The sequence below is a fragment of the Rouxiella sp. WC2420 genome, assembly GCF_041200025.1.
Taxonomy (GTDB): domain Bacteria; phylum Pseudomonadota; class Gammaproteobacteria; order Enterobacterales; family Enterobacteriaceae; genus Rouxiella.
The window spans coordinates 4,489,951-4,509,734 of record NZ_CP165628.1 but is presented as its reverse complement, the minus strand read 5'-3'; the positions used below and the strand labels follow the sequence as shown (position 1 = coordinate 4,509,734).

Here is a 19,784-nt window from a genome sequence, read left to right as displayed (position 1 = left end):
TTATAACCGCAGTAAATAGCATCCGGCATTTTTTTATAAGTCGGGTCTGATGGAGATTAAGTATGTCTGGCGATGATCGCGAGCCGATTGGCCGAAAAGGCAAACCGTCACCCCCCAAGCCCAAACGTGGGCGTCCTGCGCGTCGTAACCGCGACGAAGACGAAGATACACGCTACGTCTATCAGGGCGATGATGAGCAAGAAGATGATGACGTTAGAAGCAATGCAGCACCTCAGGAGTCGCGCATGACCCGTAAGACCGCCGCATCAGGGAAGGCTGGCAAGGCAGGAAACAGCAAAAAGCCGCGTAAAAGACGCCGCTGGCTGGGACTGCTGATTAAATTATTCGTTATATTTGTGGTATTGATGGCCGCCTACGGCGTGTACCTGGATTCCGAAATCCGCAGCCGCATTGATGGCAAAGTCTGGCAATTGCCTGCCGCCGTTTATGGACGCATGGTAACGCTGGAGCCAGGTTCGCCTTATACCGAAAAAGAGATGATCAACCTGCTTGAGGGTACCCAGTACCGTCAGGTGACGCGCATTACGCGCCCGGGTGAGTTCAGCGTTAAAGGTGGAAACATCGACCTGCTGCGCCGTCCGTTTGACTTCCCGGACGGTAAAGAAGGGCAAATCAACGCCAGGCTGATTTTCAAAGGCAATCAGCTTTCTGAAATCAAAAACATGGATAACAATCGCGATTTCGGGATTTTCCGTCTCGATCCGCGTCTGATAACCATGCTGCAATCGCCAAACGGTGAGCAGCGCCTGTTTGTGCCACGCGCCGGGTTCCCGGATCTGCTGGTACAGACCTTGATAGCCACTGAAGACCGCCATTTCTATGAACATGACGGTATCAGCCCGTATTCTATCGGTCGCGCTTTCCTGGCGAATATCACTGCCGGACATGCGGTGCAGGGCGGCAGTACGCTGACCCAGCAGCTGGTTAAAAACCTGTTTTTGACCAATCAGCGCACCCTGTGGCGTAAAGCTCGCGAAGCCTACATGGCAGTGTTGATGGACGGTCGCTACAGCAAAGACCGTATCCTTGAGCTCTATCTGAACGAAGTTTATCTCGGCCAGAGCGGTTCCGATCAGATTCGCGGCTTCCCGTTGGCGAGCCTGTACTACTTTGGTCGTCCGGTGGATGAGCTGAGCCTCGACCAGCAAGCTCTGCTGGTCGGTATGGTCAAAGGTGCGTCGCTGTATAACCCATGGCGTAATCCGACGCTGGCGTTGCAACGTCGCAACCTGGTTCTGCGTCTGTTGCAAGAGCAGGGTATTATCGACAAAGAGCTGTATGACATGCTCAGTGCGCGTCCGCTCGGCGTGCAGCCAAAAGGTGGGGTGATTTCTCCTCAGCCAGCATTTATGCAGATGGTCCGTCAGGAGCTACAGCAAAAGCTGGGCGACAAGATTACCGGCATGTCAGGGGTGAAAATTTTCACCACGCTGGACCCAATAGCGCAAGACGGTGCCGAGAAAGCGGTGGAAGAGGGCGTTCCTCTGTTGCGTAAGCGCAGTGGATTCAACGACATCGAAACTGCAATGGTAATCGTTGACCGCTACACCGGTGAAGTCCGCGCCATGGTAGGGGGTGCCGAAACCCAGTTTGCTGGCTTTAACCGTGCGATGCAGGCTCGTCGTCAGGTCGGCTCGTTGGCCAAGCCTGCGACTTATCTGACCGCGTTGAGCGATCCGAATAAATATCGTCTGAATACCGTGTTGGCTGACCAACCGCTGACCATCAAATTGTCGAACGGCCAGACCTGGTCACCGCACAATGATGATAATCAGTTCCGTGGTCAGGTACTGCTGGTTGATGCGCTGGCGCGTTCTATGAACGTTCCGACCGTTAATCTCGGGATGGCTGTCGGGTTGGATAACATAACCAAGACGCTGATTAATCTCGGTATTCCTAAAGAGTCTCTGAGTCAGACGCCATCAATGCTGCTGGGTGCGATTGCCCTGACGCCGATGGAAGTTGCGCAGGAGTATCAGACTATTGCCAGCGGCGGCAACAAGGCACCGTTGTCTGCAGTTCGCTCGGTTATCGCTGAAGATGGCACGGTGCTGTATCAGAGCTATCCGCAGGCAGAGCGAGTTGTTCCGTCGGAAGCGGCTTATCTGACCATGTATGCCATGCAACAGGTTGTTTCTGAAGGGACCTCGCGCGCGCTGGCGGTGAAATATCCTAAATTGCATCTGGCGGCGAAAACCGGTACTTCCAACGAACTGCGTGATAGCTGGTTCGCAGGTATCGACGGCAACCAGGTCGCGATTACCTGGGTCGGGCGTGACAATAACCAGCCTTCCAAACTTTGGGGTGCAACCGGTGCATTGCAGCTCTACAGCCGCTATCTGGGTAATATCACGCCAACGCCATTGGATCTGCAAGTTCCCGACGACGTCAGCATGATGAATATTGACTCCAGCGGAAACTTTATCTGTAACGGTGGCGGCGGCCTATTGACCGGCGGCGGGCTGCGCACTATTCCTGTATGGACAGACAATGCCCAGCAGCTATGTCAGGCTTCTCAGGCGGCGGCTTATCAGCAGCAACAACAACAGCAACTTTTGCAGCAGCAACAGCAGCAACAGATGCCGGGACAACCGCAGCAGCAGCCTCAGCAAGACCAGCAGAAAGAAAGCAATGGCGTAGCAGGTTGGATAAAAGACATGTTCGGCTCAAAATAGTGCTGACACTGTTATTTTTCACCATGTCATAAGCATAATTAGTCTTATACAGAGAGCGCGATGAAAATCGCGCTTTTTTTTCGCCTGAACCCAGCCCTTTAATTATCAGCTTTCTGTCAGTTTATTGACCACAAACAAAGCATGGATAACGTTATTTGTCTTGGCTATGGATAAAAGTAAATGCTCTTGCAGTTTCCTTACGCTTACGCATATCATGCGATCGTTATAATAATAATAATCGTTTCCATTCCCATTCAAATTTCTCCAGAGATAAACCAATGGCTCAAATGCGTACTGCATCTGTGAAAAACTGCTCAACTAAAATTATTCCAAATAGATCAGAGATTTTTATTCCCAACAAACTCGCATTAACCGTGGCTGCAGCCATGGCCAGCTTTGTTTTTCAAGCCTCTGCGGTTACAGCGGCCATCAGTGCGCCAAAAAATGACACGATTACCGTCGTCGGTGATGCTGCTAACAACGTGGCACAAGAATCAGCCTGGGGCCCGGCAGCGACTATCGTCGCCAAACATAGCGCCAGCGGCACCAAAACCGATACGCCGATTGTGAAAACACCGCAGTCTATCTCCGTGGTTACTCGCGAAGAGATGGACATGCGTCAGCCGAAAACGGTTAAAGAAGCTCTGAATTATGCGCCGGGTATTTTTGCCAACCGTGGCAGCTCAAACACGATTGATGCGGTCGAAATCCGTGGGTTCACCTCAGTCAATACCAACCAGTATCTGGACGGCATCAAGTTACAGGGCGACAACTACTCTGAAGTGTCGATGGACCCTTACATGCTGGAGCGTGTGGAGCTGCTGCGTGGGCCATCATCAGTGTTGTACGGCAAGAGCAATCCAGGTGGCGTTATCACTATGGTCAGCAAGCGTCCAACCACCGAGCCGTTGCATGAAATTCAGTTTAAAATGGGCACCGACAACCTTTATGAGACCGGTTTTGACTTCAGCGATGCGATTGATGATGCGGGGGTTTATTCTTACCGCCTGACCGGCGTGGCGCACAGCCAGGACACTCAACAGCAAATGTCGAAGGAAAAACGTTATTCCATCGCGCCTTCATTTAGCTGGCGTCCTGATGATAAAACCAACTTTACCTTCCTGAGCAATTTCCAGAACGATCCTTACCTTGGATTCTATGGCTGGCTGCCGCGTCAGGGAACGGTTGTGCCGTATTACGATGCGGCGGGCAATGCGCACAAACTGCCAACCGATTTCAACGACGGCGAAGCAGACAACAAAATGTCACGTAACCAGAAAATGATCGGCTACAGCTTCGATCACCAATTCAACGATACCTGGACCGTGCGGCAAAATCTGCGTTATACCAAACTGCAAACGCAATACATTGGTTTCTATGGCAATGGTTACACTGCCCCGGCAACGTTGAATCGCGCTTACGTGCAGTCCAATGAAAATCTGAGCAACTTTGACGTAGATACCCAAGTACAGGCCAAGTTTGCTACCGGTGCGGTTGATCACACTCTGCTGATGGGTGTCGATTATATGCGCATGCGTAATGACATTGATGCAGACTACGGTACAGCCTCCAACCTGAATCTGCTGGCTCCGCAATATGGCAATGACAAGACTGCTCTTTATTACGCCTACCATATTCTGAATCGTCAGGAGCAGACGGGTTTCTATGCGCAAGATCAGGCGGAATGGAATCACTGGATCCTGACTGCGGGCGGTCGCTATGACATTGCAAAAACCTCAACGCTCACTCGCAGCACCGAAACAACCGCCTCGATAACCGACCACAAATTTACCTGGCGCGGTGGTTTGAATTACCTGTTCGACAACGGCATATCTCCGTACTTTAGCTACAGTCAGTCGTTTGAACCAACATCCGGTTCAACCTCTGGTGGACAGCCATTCAAACCGTCCGTTGGCAAGCAATACGAAGCCGGTCTGAAATATATCCCTAACGATCGTCCCATCAGCATTACGGCGGCGGTTTATCAGCTGACAAAAGACAATAATCTGACGGCTGATCCTACTAATACCAATTTTAGCGTTCAGTCGGGCGTCATCCGTTCACGCGGTTTAGAACTGGAAGCCAAAGCTGCCGTTAATGCCAATATTAACGTAATCGCTTCTTATACTTTTACCGATGCAAAATATACTCACGACACGACTTATCAGGGCCAGCGCCCGGTGGAAGTGCCGCGCAACATGGCATCACTGTGGGCTGACTACACCTTCCACGAAACAGCATTAAGCGGCCTGACCGTGGGCTCTGGCGTGCGTTACGTAGGCGCAACTTCAAGTTTCTACACTACCGGTGATAACACCGACAAGCCCTTCAACGTGGCGGGTTACGCGCTTGTTGATGCCACTGTTAAATACGATTTGGGACGTTTCGGCATGCCCGGCTCATCCGTCGGCATCAATGTAAACAACCTGTTTGACCGCGAATATGTTGCCAGTTGCTATCGTGATTATGCCTGCTATTGGGGCACCGATCGCCAGATTCAGGCAACAGCAACCTTCCGCTTCTGATAGGTTATGTCTCGCAGAAATAGTCGGGCGCAACTGAAAATGCGCCCGTTAAACTTAACGATAGGCCACTATGAAAACTGCCACTCTAGAACAGAAAACGGAGCTTGCCGACAGCGTTTATCGTCTGGACCAGGTCAGCTTCACCGTGCCGGGACGTACTCTGTTAGCGCCTCTGTCGTTGACCTTTCCACAGGGAAAAGTCTGCGGACTGATCGGACACAATGGTTCCGGGAAATCGACGCTGCTTAAAATGCTCGGTCGTCATCAGCCTGCTTCCTCGGGCCGTGTTCTGTTGAATGAACAGCCGGTCGCACAGTGGGAAAGCAAGGCTTTTGCGCGGCAGGTAGCCTATCTTCCACAACAACTTCCCGCTGCCGAAGGCATGACCGTGCACGAGTTAGTGGCGATTGGCCGCTATCCCTGGCACGGTGCATTAGGGCGCTTTCGCTTGCATGACCTTGAAAAAGTTGAAGAAGCTATTGAGCTAGTAGGGTTGAAACCGTTTGCCCAGCGCCTGGTCGATAGCCTGTCTGGTGGTGAACGTCAGCGCGCCTGGTTAGCGATGATGGTTGCCCAGGATAGCCGCTGTCTGCTGCTTGATGAACCGACTTCTGCGCTGGATATTGCCCATCAGGTTGAGGTTCTGGCGCTTATTCAGCGTCTTAGCCACGAGAAGGGCCTCACCGTTATCGCAGTGCTGCATGATATTAATATGGCAGCTCGCTACTGTGACCGACTGGTGGCATTGCGCGGCGGCGAAATGATTGCCGAAGGGACTCCCGCCGAGATGATGAAAGGCGAGGTGCTGGAGAACGTATATGGCATTCCGATGGGGATACTGCCGCATCCTGCCGGGGGCGCACCCGTGAGCTTTGTTTTTTAAATCGGCTGCTTGCTTGACGCTGCCACGGTGTTCATTAATCCGAATCAATTACTTGAGCAAGCGGATCGAAACTTTGATTCACGTCCCCGCGGCTCATCCTTTGGATTTACGCAAGTTTGGCTCAACGCGGTTTCCGGCCGATTTGTCATCTACTTGCTGCCTGGTTGCACCTCCAATTAATTTGCGGATTGGTTTGGAATGATTGATTTAAATAATTTAACTCGCCGTCGTCTGTTGCAGATAATGGCGCTGACCCCACTCGCGGCAGCCTTGCCGGCTTTTAGTACTCCCGGCACGAGTCTGAGTCGCATTATCGCCCTTGAATGGTTACCCGCCGAGCTGTTGATTGCACTGGGCGTGATGCCAATGGGCATCGCGGACATCCCCAACTATAACCTGTGGGTCGAAGAGCCCAAACTTGCCCCGTCGGTTATCGAGGTCGGTCAACGCACTGCGCCGAATCTTGAGTTGATGCAGCAGCTAGCGCCATCGCTGATCCTGGTTTCACAAGGTTATGGTCCAAAAGCCAGTCAACTGGCGCCGATTGCTCCGGTACTAAGCGTGGTCGCTAATGACGGCACCGGGCATCCGCTGCAACAGGCGATCCGCTCGCTGCATAAACTGGCCGATTATCTGGGGTTGCAGGAGCGCGCGGCGACACATCTACAGGCCTATCAGCAGGTGCTGGAGCAGACTCGACAACAGGTGAAGGCTGCCACCGATCGGCCATTATTACTGTTCTCCTTTTTGGATAAACGCCACGTACTGGTTTTCGGCGAAGGCAGTTTATTGCAGGAAGTGATGAACGACGTAGGGCTGACCAACGCCTGGAAAGGCGAGAAAAGCTTTTGGGGCAGCGTGACAGTTGGCATAGAGCGGCTGGCGTCAATCAAGCACGCCCGCGCCCTGTGCTTCGATCACGGTAGTTCGGCCCTGATCGACGAAGTGTCAAAAACGCCGCTGTGGCAGTCGCTATCTTTCGTACGTGAAAAACAGCTCAACGTAGTACCCGCCGTCTGGTTCTATGGCGCCACAATTAGCGCCATGCGATTTTGCCATATCCTGTCGACCACACTCGGTAAGCCATTATGAATCGACGCAATCTCAGCCTGACGCTGACTCTGTTAATCACCATTGCGGTCATTTGTTCGCTGCTCAGTGTTTATAATCTGCATAATCAGCTACCTTTTGCACTCTGGCATCGGGCGCTGTGGCAGCCAAACATCGACGACGTGCAGCAGATGCTGTTTCATTACAGCCTGATGCCGCGCGTCACGGTAGCAATGCTTGCCGGGGCTGGACTTGGACTGGTTGGGCTATTGTTTCAGCAGGTTCTGCGCAATCCGCTGGCCGAGCCTTCGACGCTGGGCGTTTCTGCCGGTGCGCAACTTGGCCTGACTGTCGCAACCCTATGGAGCTTGCCGGGCGGCGAAATCACCCAGCAGTTTGCCGCAATGATTGGCGCGATTGTAGTCGGGCTTCTGGTCTTTGGCGTGGCGTGGGGCAAGAGGATGTCGCCGGTGACACTGATCCTCGCCGGTCTGGTGCTGGGCCTTTATTGCGGCGCGGTCAGCAGCCTGCTCGGGCTGTTTAACTATCAGCAACTGCAAAGCATTTATCTGTGGAACACCGGCTCGTTGAATCAGCAGGACTGGACAACCACGGCGTTCCTGCTTCCCAGAGTCGCGATTGTCTGGCTGTTGGCTTTCTTGATGCAACGCCCAATGACACTGCTGGGGCTCGACGATGGCGTCGCCAAAAATCTGGGACTTGGTCTGTCAGCGGCTCGTTTCACAGTACTGACGCTGGCGATTTTCTTGAGTGCGCAGTTGGTAAACGCGGTGGGAATTATCGGCTTTGTCGGGCTATTCGCTCCGCTACTGGCAAGAACATTGGGCGCTCGCCGTCTGAGCACGCGTTTAATACTCGCGCCATTGATTGGCGCCCTGTTGCTGTGGCTTACTGACCAAATTGTACTTTGGCTGGCTGGCGTGTGGACTGAAATTTCTACCGGTGCGGCCACCGCATTAGTGGGCGCGCCGATCCTGCTGTGGTTGCTGCCGCGTTTACGTCATAGCGCCGTGCCGCCTCCAATGAATCAGGGCGATCATATCCCCAAAGAGCGGCATCATCTGGTTCGCTGGATGCTGCTGGCGGGCATTTTGCTACTCATAGGCTTGGTGGTCGCGCTGTGCTTTGGCCGTAACGCGCAAGGATGGCACTGGTCGCTGGGGCATCAGCTGAACCTGCTGCTGCCCTGGCGCACGCCGCGAGTGTTTGCCGCATTGGCGGCGGGAGTCATGCTGGCTTCTGCTGGCGTAATCATTCAAAAGCTGACCGGCAATCCGATGGCCAGTCCAGAAGTGTTGGGTATCAGCTCGGGTGCAACCTTTGGCGTGGTGCTGATGTTGTTTCTGGTGCCTGGCGACGCGTTCGTGTGGCTGTTACCTGCGGGGAGCCTTGGCGCAGCGGCAACTTTAGGCATTATTCTGCTGGTTTCCGGCCTGAGGCAATTTTCGGCAGAGCGCATGCTATTAACCGGTATAGCCCTGAGCACTGTGTTCAACACGATACTGGTAATGCTGATGGCCAGTGGCGATCCTCGGATGGGCGATTTACTGTCGTGGATCTCTGGCTCAACCTATTCGGTTACTGCGGCCCAGGCCTGGCGTACTGGTATTATTGCTCTGGTGCTATTGATGCTGGTGCCGTTCTGTCGCCGGTGGATCAATATTTTGCCACTCGGCAGCGTGACCGGTCGTGCGGTAGGGCTTGCACTTACGCCGACGCGCATAGCATTGCTGTCATTGACGGCAATAATGACCGCTGTGGCGACCTTGACCGTCGGGCCGCTGAGTTTTGTCGGACTAATGGCCCCACATATGGCGAGAATGCTGGGTTTCCGCCGGGCTATTCCGCAGTGGATGGTAGCGAGTGTGATGGGTGGATTACTGATGATGCTTGCCGACTGGTGCGGGCGGATGATTATCTTCCCCAATCAGATCCCGGCAGGGCTGCTGGCAACCTTTATTGGCGCACCATACTTTATCTACCTGTTGCGTAAACAGGCGTCATAAATCAGGAATTACTCAGCGCGTAATCAGGAAATACTCAGGGTTCCGCGCTGATTTAGCTTTCATGATAACGACGCATCTCTTCGAATAGGTCGTGTGCACTGTCAATTATCTGCTGGAGCCGGCGAGTATTCCAATGGGGCGTTTCAGGGGCGACAAACTCCTCGACCTGAGGTTGAATCAAATTGGGACTGTAGCCCTCACTGTCGTGGTTTCTTAATGGTTAAACGTAAAATATTATTAAGTTTAATACGGCTGTGGTGCAATCTGACACCGTGATACAAGCGCCTGATTAGCGCTGGTTGATCCATATCAAGTAATGTGCGACTGGCCTGTGAGCAAAGGCTATTTTTTTGAAATAGCATATCGACTTTATTCTGGAAGAATTTAGTATCTGAGTTGTCTTTAATACACCTTTCAGAGATATATAAAGAATATCTAATTTAATTTTATCGATAATTTATAAATTTTAATATATCCCTTCTTAGGAGTTTAACTTTCTTAATTATTACAAGGAATGTATCAGTATGTTTAATTCTCGCGTCGCGCCCGCATTGAAAATTGCACCGGAAGATATACCCGCTACTTATAAGCGTTATCGAATACAAGCGTTAATGAGCGTTTTTTTAGGTTATTTGGCCTATTATATTGTTAGAAGTAACTTCATACTTTCGACACCCTATCTAAAAGCGCATCTCGAACTCAGTGCGACTCAAATTGGTCTTTTAAGCAGTTGTATGCTTATTGCTTATGGAATAAGTAAAGGCGTAATGAGTAGCCTGTCAGACAAAATGAGTCCCAAGATCTTCATGGCTTGTGGGCTGTTTATGTGTGCAGTTGTCAATATCGGGCTGGGCTTTAGCAGCATGTTCTGGGTATTTGTTGCGTTGATCATCTGTAATGGTGTCTTTCAAGGGATGGGAGTAGGGCCTTCTTTTATCACCATTGCTAATTGGTTTCCTAAGTCGGTTCGTGGACGCATCACCGCTTTTTGGAATGTTTCCCATAATATAGGCGGAGGGATTGTTGCCCCTATCGTAGGTGTTGCTTTTGCTCTCGTAGGGACCGAACACTGGCAAATGGCGAGCTACATTTTCCCTGCATGTATCGCCATTCTTTTTACCGTGGTTATTTTGGTATTGGGTAAAGGTACGCCTGTTCAGGAAGGATTACCGCCTCTTGACGAAATGATACCGGAAGAAAGAAATATAATAGATCACACACATCATGCTCTTCCTCCTGAAGATATGACGGCCTTTCAAATCTTTTACACCTTTGTATTAAAGAATAAAAATGCCTGGTATGTCTCATTCGTTGATGTATTCGTGTATATGGTGCGCTTCGGGGTTATTAGCTGGTTACCTATTTATTTATTAACAGTTAAGCATTTCTCAAAAGAAGAGATGAGTGTCGCTTTCCTGTTTTTCGAATGGGCAGCTATTCCTTCTACTTTACTTGCGGGTTGGTTAACCGACAAGGTTTTCAAGGGTAGACGCATGCCGCTTGCCATTATCTGTATGACGATTATTTTCTTCTGTTTATTTGGATACTGGCAAAGTGATTCTGTAGTAATGATTTCATTTTTTGCGGCTACGGTAGGTTGTCTGATTTATGTACCGCAATTTTTGGCATCGGTACAAACTATGGAAATCGTTCCACGTTTTGCCGTAGGTTCTGCCGTTGGACTCAGAGGTTTTTTAAGTTACATATTAGGCAGCTCTCTGGGAACCATTTTATTCGGTGTCATGGTCGATAAATTTGGCTGGCATGCAGGATTTTACCTGTTAATGGGCGGTACGGTCTGCGGCATTATCTTCTGCTTGTTGTCGCACAGAGGAGCATTAGAGCTGGAGAGAAACGCGGCTAAATTTAGCAAAGTATAAAAGTATAAAAGTATAAAAGTAAAAATAATAGTGGATTGCTGTAAATGCTCCTCCTCAATACGGGAGGAGCACAGATAAACGTTGCATGATATCCAAAGAGATATCAGCTTCTAGATTGTTATTCCAACACCAAGGAAAAAATCAATGTTTAGAATTAATTCTGTTAGTGAATCTAATGCTATAGCACTATCCGATATGCCAAGAAAACCGGCATTCTCCAATTTATTCAACCATTTGAAAGAGGTTGGGCAGGTTGCATTATCCCCGCTTTCATTTCAAGAGTTGCCAATTACAAGTCAACCGGTTTCATTACCCCATGCTGAAATGGAATATGTTCCCATTAATGATGCACAGGCGGAAGAAACAGGGTTAGATGCTAAAAAAGATAACGCTTTCTGTCTTGGTTTTTTTACTGATAACACTGTTTGCAATATTCCTAATACAATTTCTTATCTGTGGGGTTTTGCTAAAAAGGAGTGTGTCAATCAACTCGAAAGGAATGTAACGCAGGCGATAAATAAACTTTCTGATGAGATAATGAATGAGGCATCTGGGTTGGTAGACCAGATTATGTCTTTATTGGTAGCTGATGAGGAAACAACAAAAAAATATGTTTCTGCCGCAATCGAAAAAGCCAGACTTGAACAAATAGTAGAACTTTTAATGTCTGAGGTAGGTGAGCGAGAAAAAATATTAGAAAGGAATAGAGAACTATATGAAGATAATGGGAGGGAAGTGTTAAAAAATCAGATGGATGAGGATAATAAAGTGCTGGATATTTTGAACGTTCGTTTGGACTGTTTTAAAAGTCAGTTAGACGAAAGTAATAATGTATTAGAAATATTGAGAGGCGAGACGTCGTTATTAAATAATTTTGATGCTTACAAGGTGATCAAGTCTTTTTTATTGAATTTGGTTAAATTTAAATCAACAGTTGCACTGGGTTATATTTCTTATGGTCAAGAGTATGATGCATTCTCTCCAGCCTACAGCAGAGTAACTGGGCAAGTCAGACTGGTTATTTCACCTGAAGACGTTATGGGCATGATAGCCCGTCATGAACATCCACAAAAAATCTCGCCAGATATCTATCTGAATACTGAAGTTGGGGTCAGAACCAGCTTTCCTGTACTTGAAAAACTTGCCAATATAAATGAAAAAAGCGTGAGTCTTAATCTAGGCTCCGGCGTTATGATGAGAGATAGACTAGGCGTTGGATGCGTTCTGCAATATAACCCAGAAAAAAAATCCTACGAAATTGGACACTGGAAAGATTGGACGTTTGTTCACGAACAATTAACCCGAGCGCGTGTTAATGTTTCATTATTGGGCAGCGAATTTCGCGTCGGTGTGCAAGGTTCAAACTACGCGAGCAGTAGCGTAAACAAAGCCATTTATTCATTTGGCAAAGAAAAAATAAAAATCATCTCAAATATAGGAATAACAGCAGCGAGTGCCGCATCAACAGGCATGCTTGCGTATATGTTTCTTCCCCCAGATATTGCGAGAACGTTTGGGGCCGGTGTAGCAGGGCAAATGATTGGCGGCTATCTGGCGGGGAAACTGCCAAAGGTAGCGCCCAGCAAACAGTCAACACAGAGCATCGAAATCAATAACGCAGGCATCGCACTGGGCGTGCCGGTGCAAACCGGCCTGGGCGGAGGACTCGTATTCAGAGGTTCTGGCAAGATACCGATTGTATCCAGGGATCCTGACGCTGCAATAATTCCCCCAGCCTTGCAAGCTGCGCAGTTTCGAAGAAGGGATAGGGCCACTCTAAATAATGAGTAAATTGACTTTGCCTCAGGCTTGCAAAAATATTGGCAACCCTTCTTCAGAAAACCTGAGGCAATGCTCTATTTATGCGTGTTTGTTTATCAAAGTTTAGCGAAGCTGCGGCGTGCAGCGTCGATTGTGTGCTGGATGTCTTCTGGCGTGTGGGCCAGGGACATAAAGCCCGCCTCAAACGCTGAAGGGGCCAGATAAACGCCTTCTTCCAGCATCAGATGGAAGAACTTTTTGAAACGCTCTACGTTGCTCTTCATCACGTCATCATAGCTGGTGATGGTTGGCAGTTCTGAGAAGAACAGGCCAAACATGCCACCTACGTGGTTAACCACCAACGGAATGTTTTCTGCCGCCGCGGCGGCTTTCAGGCCTTCTGCCAGCTGAGTGGTGAGTTCGGTGAGTTTCTGATGCACGCCCGGTTCTGCAACCTGAGTCAAACAGGCAATGCCCGCCGCCATGGCAATTGGGTTGCCCGACAGTGTACCGGCCTGGTAAACCGGTCCGGTTGGTGCCAGCGCCTGCATCACGTCGCGACGCCCACCAAATGCACCAACCGGCATACCGCCACCGATAATTTTACCCAGACAGGTCAGGTCAGGTTTCACATTGTAGTATTCCTGAGCACCGCCGAGCGCGACGCGGAAACCGGTCATCACTTCGTCGATAATCAGCAGCGCGCCAAACTCGTCGCACAATGCACGCAGTCCCGGCAGGAATTCCGGCAACGGCGGCACGCAGTTCATGTTGCCGGCAACCGGCTCCACGATGATACAGGCGACGTCTGTCGGATACTGTTCGAACACCGCGCGAACCGAGGACAGATCGTTATAGGTACAAGTTAAGGTGTGCTTCGCAAAATCAGCCGGTACGCCCGGGGAGTTTGGCTGGCCGAGAGTCAACGCGCCTGAGCCGGCTTTTACTAGCAGGCAGTCGGCGTGGCCGTGATAGCAGCCTTCAAATTTGATGATCTTGTCGCGATGGGTGAAACCACGGGCCAGACGAATCGCGCTCATGGTCGCTTCGGTGCCAGAGTTAACCATGCGCACCATGTCCATGCTTGGCACCAGTTTGGTGACCAACTCAGCCATAGTGACTTCCTGCTCGGTCGGTGCACCAAAGCTCAGGCCGCGCTCGGCGGCTTCGATCACGGCGTTGCGGATTTTAGCATTGTTGTGCCCCAGTACCATCGGACCCCATGAACCGACATAGTCGATATAGGATTTGCCGTCGGCATCGTATAACAACGCACCGTCGGCGCGTTCAATGAATAGTGGGGCACCGCCAACGCCATTGAACGCGCGAACCGGCGAGTTAACACCACCGGGGATCAGCGTTTGCGCTTGGGTGAATAAACTTTCTGACTTACTCATTGATCGGCTCCTGGTTTTTTTTCGTGCTGAGAGGATAAGCTCGCACTAAGAAAAATAGTATAGTGGCACGACGATCTTCATGGACCGCCGGACGATGTGCCCTATTCTAGAGAACATAGCGTCGATAGGAAATGTTTCACGGCCTGTGAAAGGTTAAGAAATATATTATGCATACTGAATATGCGATTTTTATGGTTAACTCTTCAGTCTGATTTTCATTCTTCTTCATTAAAAAGAACATCATGAAAGAATCTCTCGAAACTAGCCCTGATGTCTCAGGCCTCCCTGAGCGCAGAAGACCCAGCGTCATTCTGCGTCAATTTTTGCGCCGGGATAAAACGCCGGTCGCTATTCTTATCGTTGCCGCGTTGGTGGGGATCGTGGCTGGCCTGCTTGGCGTGGCGTTCGAAAAAGCCGTCGACTGGGTACAACATGTCAGGCTTTCTGGGCTGGATAGCGTAAGCGGCCACTTCTGGCTGCTGTGGCCGCTGACCTTTATCGTTTCGGCTCTACTGGCAATGGTCGGTTATTATCTGGTACGCAAATTTGCTCCTGAAGCGAGTGGTTCGGGCATTCCGGAAATCGAAGGGGCGCTGGAAGAGCTGCGGCCGGTGCGCTGGTGGCGAGTCATTCCGGTAAAGTTTGTCGGCGGGATGGGCACTCTGGGCGCGGGTATGGTGCTGGGGCGAGAAGGGCCTACGGTGCAGATGGGCGCTAACCTTGGCAAGATGCTGGCTGATATTTTCCACATGCGCAGCGCCGAAGCTCGTCACAGTCTGCTGGCAACCGGTGCCGCGGCAGGACTTTCCGCCGCGTTTAATGCACCGCTGGCGGGGATTCTTTTTATCATCGAAGAGATGCGTTTGCAGTTTCGCTACAGCCTTATTTCAGTTAAAGCGGTGTTTATCGGCGTAATTATGTCGAGCATTGTTTACCGCTTATTCAACGGTGAAAGGGCGGTTATCAACGTTGGCGTGCTGGCAAATGTATCACTGAATACTTTTTGGCTCTATCTGGTGCTGGGCATGGTGTTTGGCATTGTAGGCGTCTGTTTCAATGCGCTGATATTTCGCACTCAGGATTTTTTCGCCCGTATTCACGGTGGAAATCTGCAAAAGATCCTGCTGATTGGAGGCCTGCTCGGCGGCGTTTGCGGGTTGTTGGGATTGATTAAACCCGAAGCTGCCGGTGGTGGTTTTGCGCTGATCCCGCTGGCGGCGATGGGGACTTATTCGCTCGGAGCGCTGCTGTTTATTTTTATCACCCGCGTGGTCACGACACTGTTGTGCTTCTCATCGGGTGCACCGGGCGGGATTTTTGCCCCGATGCTGGCGCTGGGCACGCTGCTAGGCACCGCTTTTGGCATGGCCGCGGCGGCGATGTTTCCACAATACGGTATTCAGCCGGGAACCTTCGCTATTGCCGGGATGGGAGCATTGTTTGCCGCTACAGTGCGAGCGCCGCTGACTGGCATCGTGCTGGTATTGGAGATGACCGAAAATTATCAGCTGATTTTACCGATGATCATCACCTGTCTCGGTGCGACGCTGCTGGCCCAGTTTCTTGGCGGCAAGCCCTTGTATTCTGCACTTTTAACCCGCACCTTACAGAAGCAGGAACGCGAACAGGCGAATTTGGCCGCGCGTCAGACTGCCGAGGCAGAGAGCACGGTTACGCAAAAATAAGCCTTAAATTTTGCGGGACGCGGTGATGAAAACGGCCCATACTTGTATCTAAGATGCAGGTATAAGATAATCAGTTCATTATTCAGACAGTCAATCCGGCGGCCTGAACAGAATTCGGATTGGGAGCAAAAACTATGAGTGAACCTATTTTAAGCGAGCCAACCCTGGACGAGCATGTTGCGCTGCCGTTACAGTTTACTGAAGCCGCTGCTCGTAAAGTTAAAAATCTGGTGGCAGATGAGGAAAATCCCGAGCTGAAACTTCGCGTGTATATTACCGGCGGCGGTTGCAGCGGATTCCAATACGGCTTTACCTTTGACGACAAGATCAACGACGGCGACATGACCATTGAGAAATCTGGCGTTGCGCTGGTGGTTGACCCGATGAGCCTGCAATATTTGGTCGGCGGATCGGTTGACTACACTGAGGGCCTGGAAGGTTCGCGCTTTGTGGTCACCAACCCGAACGCGAAAACTACCTGCGGCTGCGGATCCTCTTTCAGTATCTAATCCTGAAGATTTGCCTGAACATAAAACCCTGTGCGTTTGCACGGGTTTTTTTTTGCTCACTGGCGTTTCAACGCATCAATCTCAGCACATAGCTGCTGAGCAGCCAGCATCACTCGAGGACCGGCGCGGTTAAACCAGTCAGCGTTTACCGCCAGCATTGGCACATCGAGTTGCCCCTGCCAGAAGGTGCGGATATCCGCCTGCTGCTTTTCATTACCGGGAAAAATGATCGCCTTCGGTTGTCGGCTTAACACCTGCTCGCGGCTCACCTGCGGCCAGGGCGCCGGACTAGCGGCAAAAATATTCTCGGCGCCGCACAGGCTGGCTATCTGACTCTGCAAGGTTTTACCGGAAGAGGTAAACAGTGGCTGGGTTGAGAATTGTATAAACACCGGCACGGCGGTTTTCTTAGGATGGTTAGCGCGCAGTTCAGCGAGCTGTTGTCTGATTTGTTGCGCCGCGTCATGGCCTGTTTTTGGTGAAGCGCTGTACGCTGCTAATTGATCTAGAGCATCGGCAACCTGCTCCACGCTTTCAGGATCCAGATAAACGATAGGGATGCCAAACGAGGCCAGTTGTTCCAGCGGGCGCTGCGGATTTCCCCCGCGCCACGCTAGCAGCAGATCGGGTTTCAACGCCAAAATCCGTTCGACGTTAATCCCCTGCCAATTAGCCACCTGCTCGAGACTCAAAGCCTGCGGAGGGTAGTCTGAGTAAGCGCTAACTGCCACCAGCTTATCACCCAGACCCGCCGCATAAGCCAGCTCGGTCAGGTTGGGAGCCAGGCTAATCACCCTTTCGGCAACCTGCGCCTGCGCCGCCAAAGGCAGCCACAGAGCGATTAACAGTAGCAGTTTGCGCAAGGTGAGCAGCCTTTATGTTATGTGACGCATCTACCGCCGATTAACGCAGCGGATTGGCAGCCAGTGATTTCAGCATTGCATCAACCATCAGAGTTGACTGCTCGGCGGCAACCACCAGGAACTCTTCAAAGCTCAGGTGTGATTCAGTGTCTGCGACGTCGGAAATCGCGCGCACCACAACAAATGGCGTACCGAACAGGTGGCAAACGTGACCCACTGCGGCTGCTTCCATCTCTACAGCAGCTACGCTTGGGAAGGTATTGCGAATGCGAGCAAGAGGTTCAGCACCGTTGATAAAGGCATCGCCGCTGCAAATCAGACCGCGAACGGCATTCAGATTCAGCCCGGTGATACAGCTCTCAGCCAGCTTGATAAGTGCTGCGTCGGCAACGAAAGAAGGCGGGCAACCTGCCATCTGGCCCGGCTCATAGCCAAAAGCGGTGACATCGGCGTCGTGATAACGTACTTCTTCGGAAACCACGATATCGCCTACTTTCAAGGTCTTGGCCAGACCACCGGCGGAACCTGTGTTGATAACCACGTCAGGTTTGCAGTGTTCCAGCAGCAGGGTCGTGCCCATGGCAGCCGAGACTTTACCAATGCCGGATTTCAGCAGCGCGACGTCAACGCCGTGCAGCTGGCCGGTGTAGATTTCACAGCCAGCACGCTGAATGGTTTGACGGTTTTCGATTTTGTCGCGCAGCAGGGTAACTTCTTGTTCCATGGCGCCAATAATGCCTACTTTCATAATGAATACTCGCAGCAGATAAAAATGTTCCCTTCATCATTTCGATGCAGGGCATGTTGGACACGACCTCGATCAATGCGGCATAGTCTATCATGGCTAAAGGCAAGAAATAATGCGTTTGCTGCCAGCGCTCGAGGGCAATCGCAATGGATGAAGTGACTGATAAGGTAGGGAATCATGTCTGGGATCGATTTTAAAACGAAATTCAACTTCCAACGTCCCTTTAGTCCAACGCTCGCAGCAGCCGACGAATACGATATCATCCGTCAGTTTGAAAGCGATCGCGGGCGGATCATCAATTCTGCTGCCATCCGCCGCCTGCAGCAAAAAACGCAGGTCTTTCCACTGGAAAAAAACGCGGCGGTGCGCAGTCGCCTGACGCATTCCATGGAGGTCCAGCAGGTGGGGCGTCATATTGCCAAAGAGGTCTTGCATCGCCTGCGAAAAGACGGCGGGCTGGAGAATTTCGGCCTGAGTGAATCAACCGAACCCTTTGAAAGTGTTGTGGAAATGGCCTGCCTGATGCACGATATCGGCAACCCGCCGTTTGGCCATTTTGGCGAATCGGCAATAAACAACTGGTTTGCAAAACGGATGGATATCGCCAGCCTTAAAAGCGGCAGTTCGGCATTTGAAAACTGTAGCCTGGATTTTCTGCGTCTCGATTCGCAGAACCAGGAATTAAACCAGCTGCGCAAAAAAGTCCGCTACGATCTGTGCCATTTCGACGGCAACGCGCAGGCTATCCGACTGGTCTTTACCCTGTTAAAACTTAACCTTACCTTCAGTCAGACCGCCTGTATCCTGAAATATACAAGGCCAGCCTATTGGTTTGATTCTTTGCCAGAATCCTTTGATTATCTTATGAAAAAACCGGGATTTTACCTTTCGGAAGAGCCGTTTATTTGCCGGATGCGCGATGAGTTGCAGCTGGGTGAATTCAGTCGTTTTCCACTGACTTACATCATGGAAGCGGCGGATGATATTTCCTACTGTATTGCCGATCTTGAAGACGCGGTGGAAAAAAACATTTTTACCGTCGAGCAGCTCTATAAGCACCTTAAATATCAGTGGGGAAAGAGCCAGCCAAACGATCTTTTTGAAAGCGTGGTCGAGACTGCTTATCAAAAAATGGATCGCGCCAAAACGTTCCGCAATCCGGTAGATTACTTCTTTATGGAGCTGCGGGTACAAACGGTGAAACAGCTGGTACCGCACGCGGCTAAACGATTTATAAGTAATTTATCGTCAATATATTCAGGAATCTTCAATCAGGCATTACTCGAGGACGACAGCCAGCCTAATCGCCTGCTGGAAATATATAAAAGCGTGGCGCGTAAACATGTTTTCAACCACTATGAAGTGGAGGAGTTGGAACTCCAGGGATATCGAGTCATTAGCGGGCTATTGGATATTTATAGCCCGCTGCTGGATATGCCGTTGACCGAATTTACACATTTAGTTGAGCAAGACGATCATCGCAGCTATCTTATTGAAACTAGGCTGTTTCATAAACTCTCTTCCAAGCATCGTTTAGCGTACAGCGAAGCGATAGCCAAATTGCAGAATTGCAGCGAAGATGAAAAGCAGGTGAGTGAATATTATTACCGCGCGCGAATGATTCAGGATTATATCAGCGGTATGACCGATCTTTATGCTTACGACGAATATCGCAGGCTGATGGCTGCCGAATAATCGGGTGATAAAGCTCGGAATTTAAGTGAAATAATTGCCCAAACTGCTGATTAAAAAGTATGCTT

At 50.6% G+C, this 19,784-nt stretch carries 13 protein-coding genes; 10 read left to right on the top strand and 3 right to left on the bottom strand.

The features are described from left to right. The first annotated feature begins 62 nt into the window (after positions 1 to 62). From mrcB to AB3G37_RS20805, 7 genes are all read left to right on the top strand, one after another. Positions 63 to 2,696 (top strand): bifunctional glycosyl transferase/transpeptidase, encoded by a 2,634-nt coding sequence (mrcB, locus tag AB3G37_RS20835; protein WP_369788974.1) that lies wholly within the window; start codon positions 63 to 65, stop codon positions 2,694 to 2,696. Between the two features lie 386 nt (positions 2,697 to 3,082). Next, positions 3,083 to 5,221 (top strand): ferrichrome porin FhuA, encoded by a 2,139-nt coding sequence (fhuA, locus tag AB3G37_RS20830; protein WP_369788973.1) that lies wholly within the window; start codon positions 3,083 to 3,085, stop codon positions 5,219 to 5,221. Positions 5,222 to 5,291: 70 nt separating this feature from the next. Beyond that, complete coding sequence (fhuC, locus tag AB3G37_RS20825; RefSeq protein ID WP_369788972.1) at positions 5,292 to 6,104, top strand: Fe3+-hydroxamate ABC transporter ATP-binding protein FhuC; 813 nt, start codon at positions 5,292 to 5,294, stop codon at positions 6,102 to 6,104. 198 nt (positions 6,105 to 6,302) lie between these two features. Beyond that, positions 6,303 to 7,196 (top strand): Fe(3+)-hydroxamate ABC transporter substrate-binding protein FhuD, encoded by an 894-nt coding sequence (gene fhuD, locus AB3G37_RS20820; protein WP_369788971.1) that lies wholly within the window; start codon positions 6,303 to 6,305, stop codon positions 7,194 to 7,196. After that, a complete protein-coding gene (gene fhuB, locus AB3G37_RS20815) occupies positions 7,193 to 9,181 on the top strand; it encodes a Fe(3+)-hydroxamate ABC transporter permease FhuB (protein ID WP_369788970.1) in 1,989 nt (662 codons plus the stop codon). Before fhuD ends, fhuB begins: the two co-directional genes overlap by 4 nt. Positions 9,182 to 9,705: 524 nt before the next feature. Continuing rightward, on the top strand, positions 9,706 to 11,061 hold the full coding sequence (locus AB3G37_RS20810; protein ID WP_369788969.1) for an MFS transporter: 1,356 nt from the start codon (positions 9,706 to 9,708) through the stop codon (positions 11,059 to 11,061). A 144-nt stretch (positions 11,062 to 11,205) separates the two neighbouring features. Continuing rightward, complete coding sequence (locus AB3G37_RS20805) at positions 11,206 to 12,852, top strand: hypothetical protein (RefSeq protein ID WP_369788968.1); 1,647 nt, start codon at positions 11,206 to 11,208, stop codon at positions 12,850 to 12,852. Between the two features lie 86 nt (positions 12,853 to 12,938). Here AB3G37_RS20805 and hemL read toward each other — a convergent pair whose 3' ends face one another. Then, positions 12,939 to 14,219, bottom strand: coding sequence for a glutamate-1-semialdehyde 2,1-aminomutase (hemL, locus tag AB3G37_RS20800; RefSeq protein WP_369788967.1), 1,281 nt, complete (start codon positions 14,217 to 14,219; stop codon positions 12,939 to 12,941). A 242-nt stretch (positions 14,220 to 14,461) separates the two neighbouring features. On the opposite strand from hemL, the gene clcA reads away from it, so the two are divergent. Next, positions 14,462 to 15,904, top strand: a complete 1,443-nt coding sequence (clcA, locus tag AB3G37_RS20795) for a H(+)/Cl(-) exchange transporter ClcA (RefSeq protein WP_369788966.1) — start codon at positions 14,462 to 14,464, stop codon at positions 15,902 to 15,904. Positions 15,905 to 16,038: 134 nt separating this feature from the next. After that, positions 16,039 to 16,413 carry an iron-sulfur cluster insertion protein ErpA gene (gene erpA / locus AB3G37_RS20790; protein ID WP_009634630.1) on the top strand — a complete coding sequence of 125 codons (375 nt, stop codon included), beginning with the start codon at positions 16,039 to 16,041 and terminating at the stop codon, positions 16,411 to 16,413. A gap of 56 nt (positions 16,414 to 16,469) precedes the next feature. On the opposite strand, the gene btuF is transcribed toward erpA, so the two are convergent. Both btuF and mtnN read right to left on the bottom strand, forming a co-directional pair. Next, positions 16,470 to 17,276, bottom strand: a complete 807-nt coding sequence (btuF, locus tag AB3G37_RS20785; protein ID WP_369788965.1) for a vitamin B12 ABC transporter substrate-binding protein BtuF — start codon at positions 17,274 to 17,276, stop codon at positions 16,470 to 16,472. A gap of 40 nt (positions 17,277 to 17,316) precedes the next feature. Then, a complete protein-coding gene (mtnN, locus tag AB3G37_RS20780; RefSeq protein WP_009634628.1) occupies positions 17,317 to 18,024 on the bottom strand; it encodes a 5'-methylthioadenosine/S-adenosylhomocysteine nucleosidase in 708 nt (235 codons plus the stop codon). Positions 18,025 to 18,201: 177 nt separating this feature from the next. Between mtnN and dgt the strand changes: the two genes are divergently transcribed. Continuing rightward, the gene (gene dgt / locus AB3G37_RS20775) at positions 18,202 to 19,719 is read left to right on the top strand and encodes a dGTPase (protein ID WP_369788964.1); all 1,518 of its coding nucleotides are present in this window, start codon (positions 18,202 to 18,204) and stop codon (positions 19,717 to 19,719) included. Positions 19,720 to 19,784 lie beyond the last annotated feature (65 nt).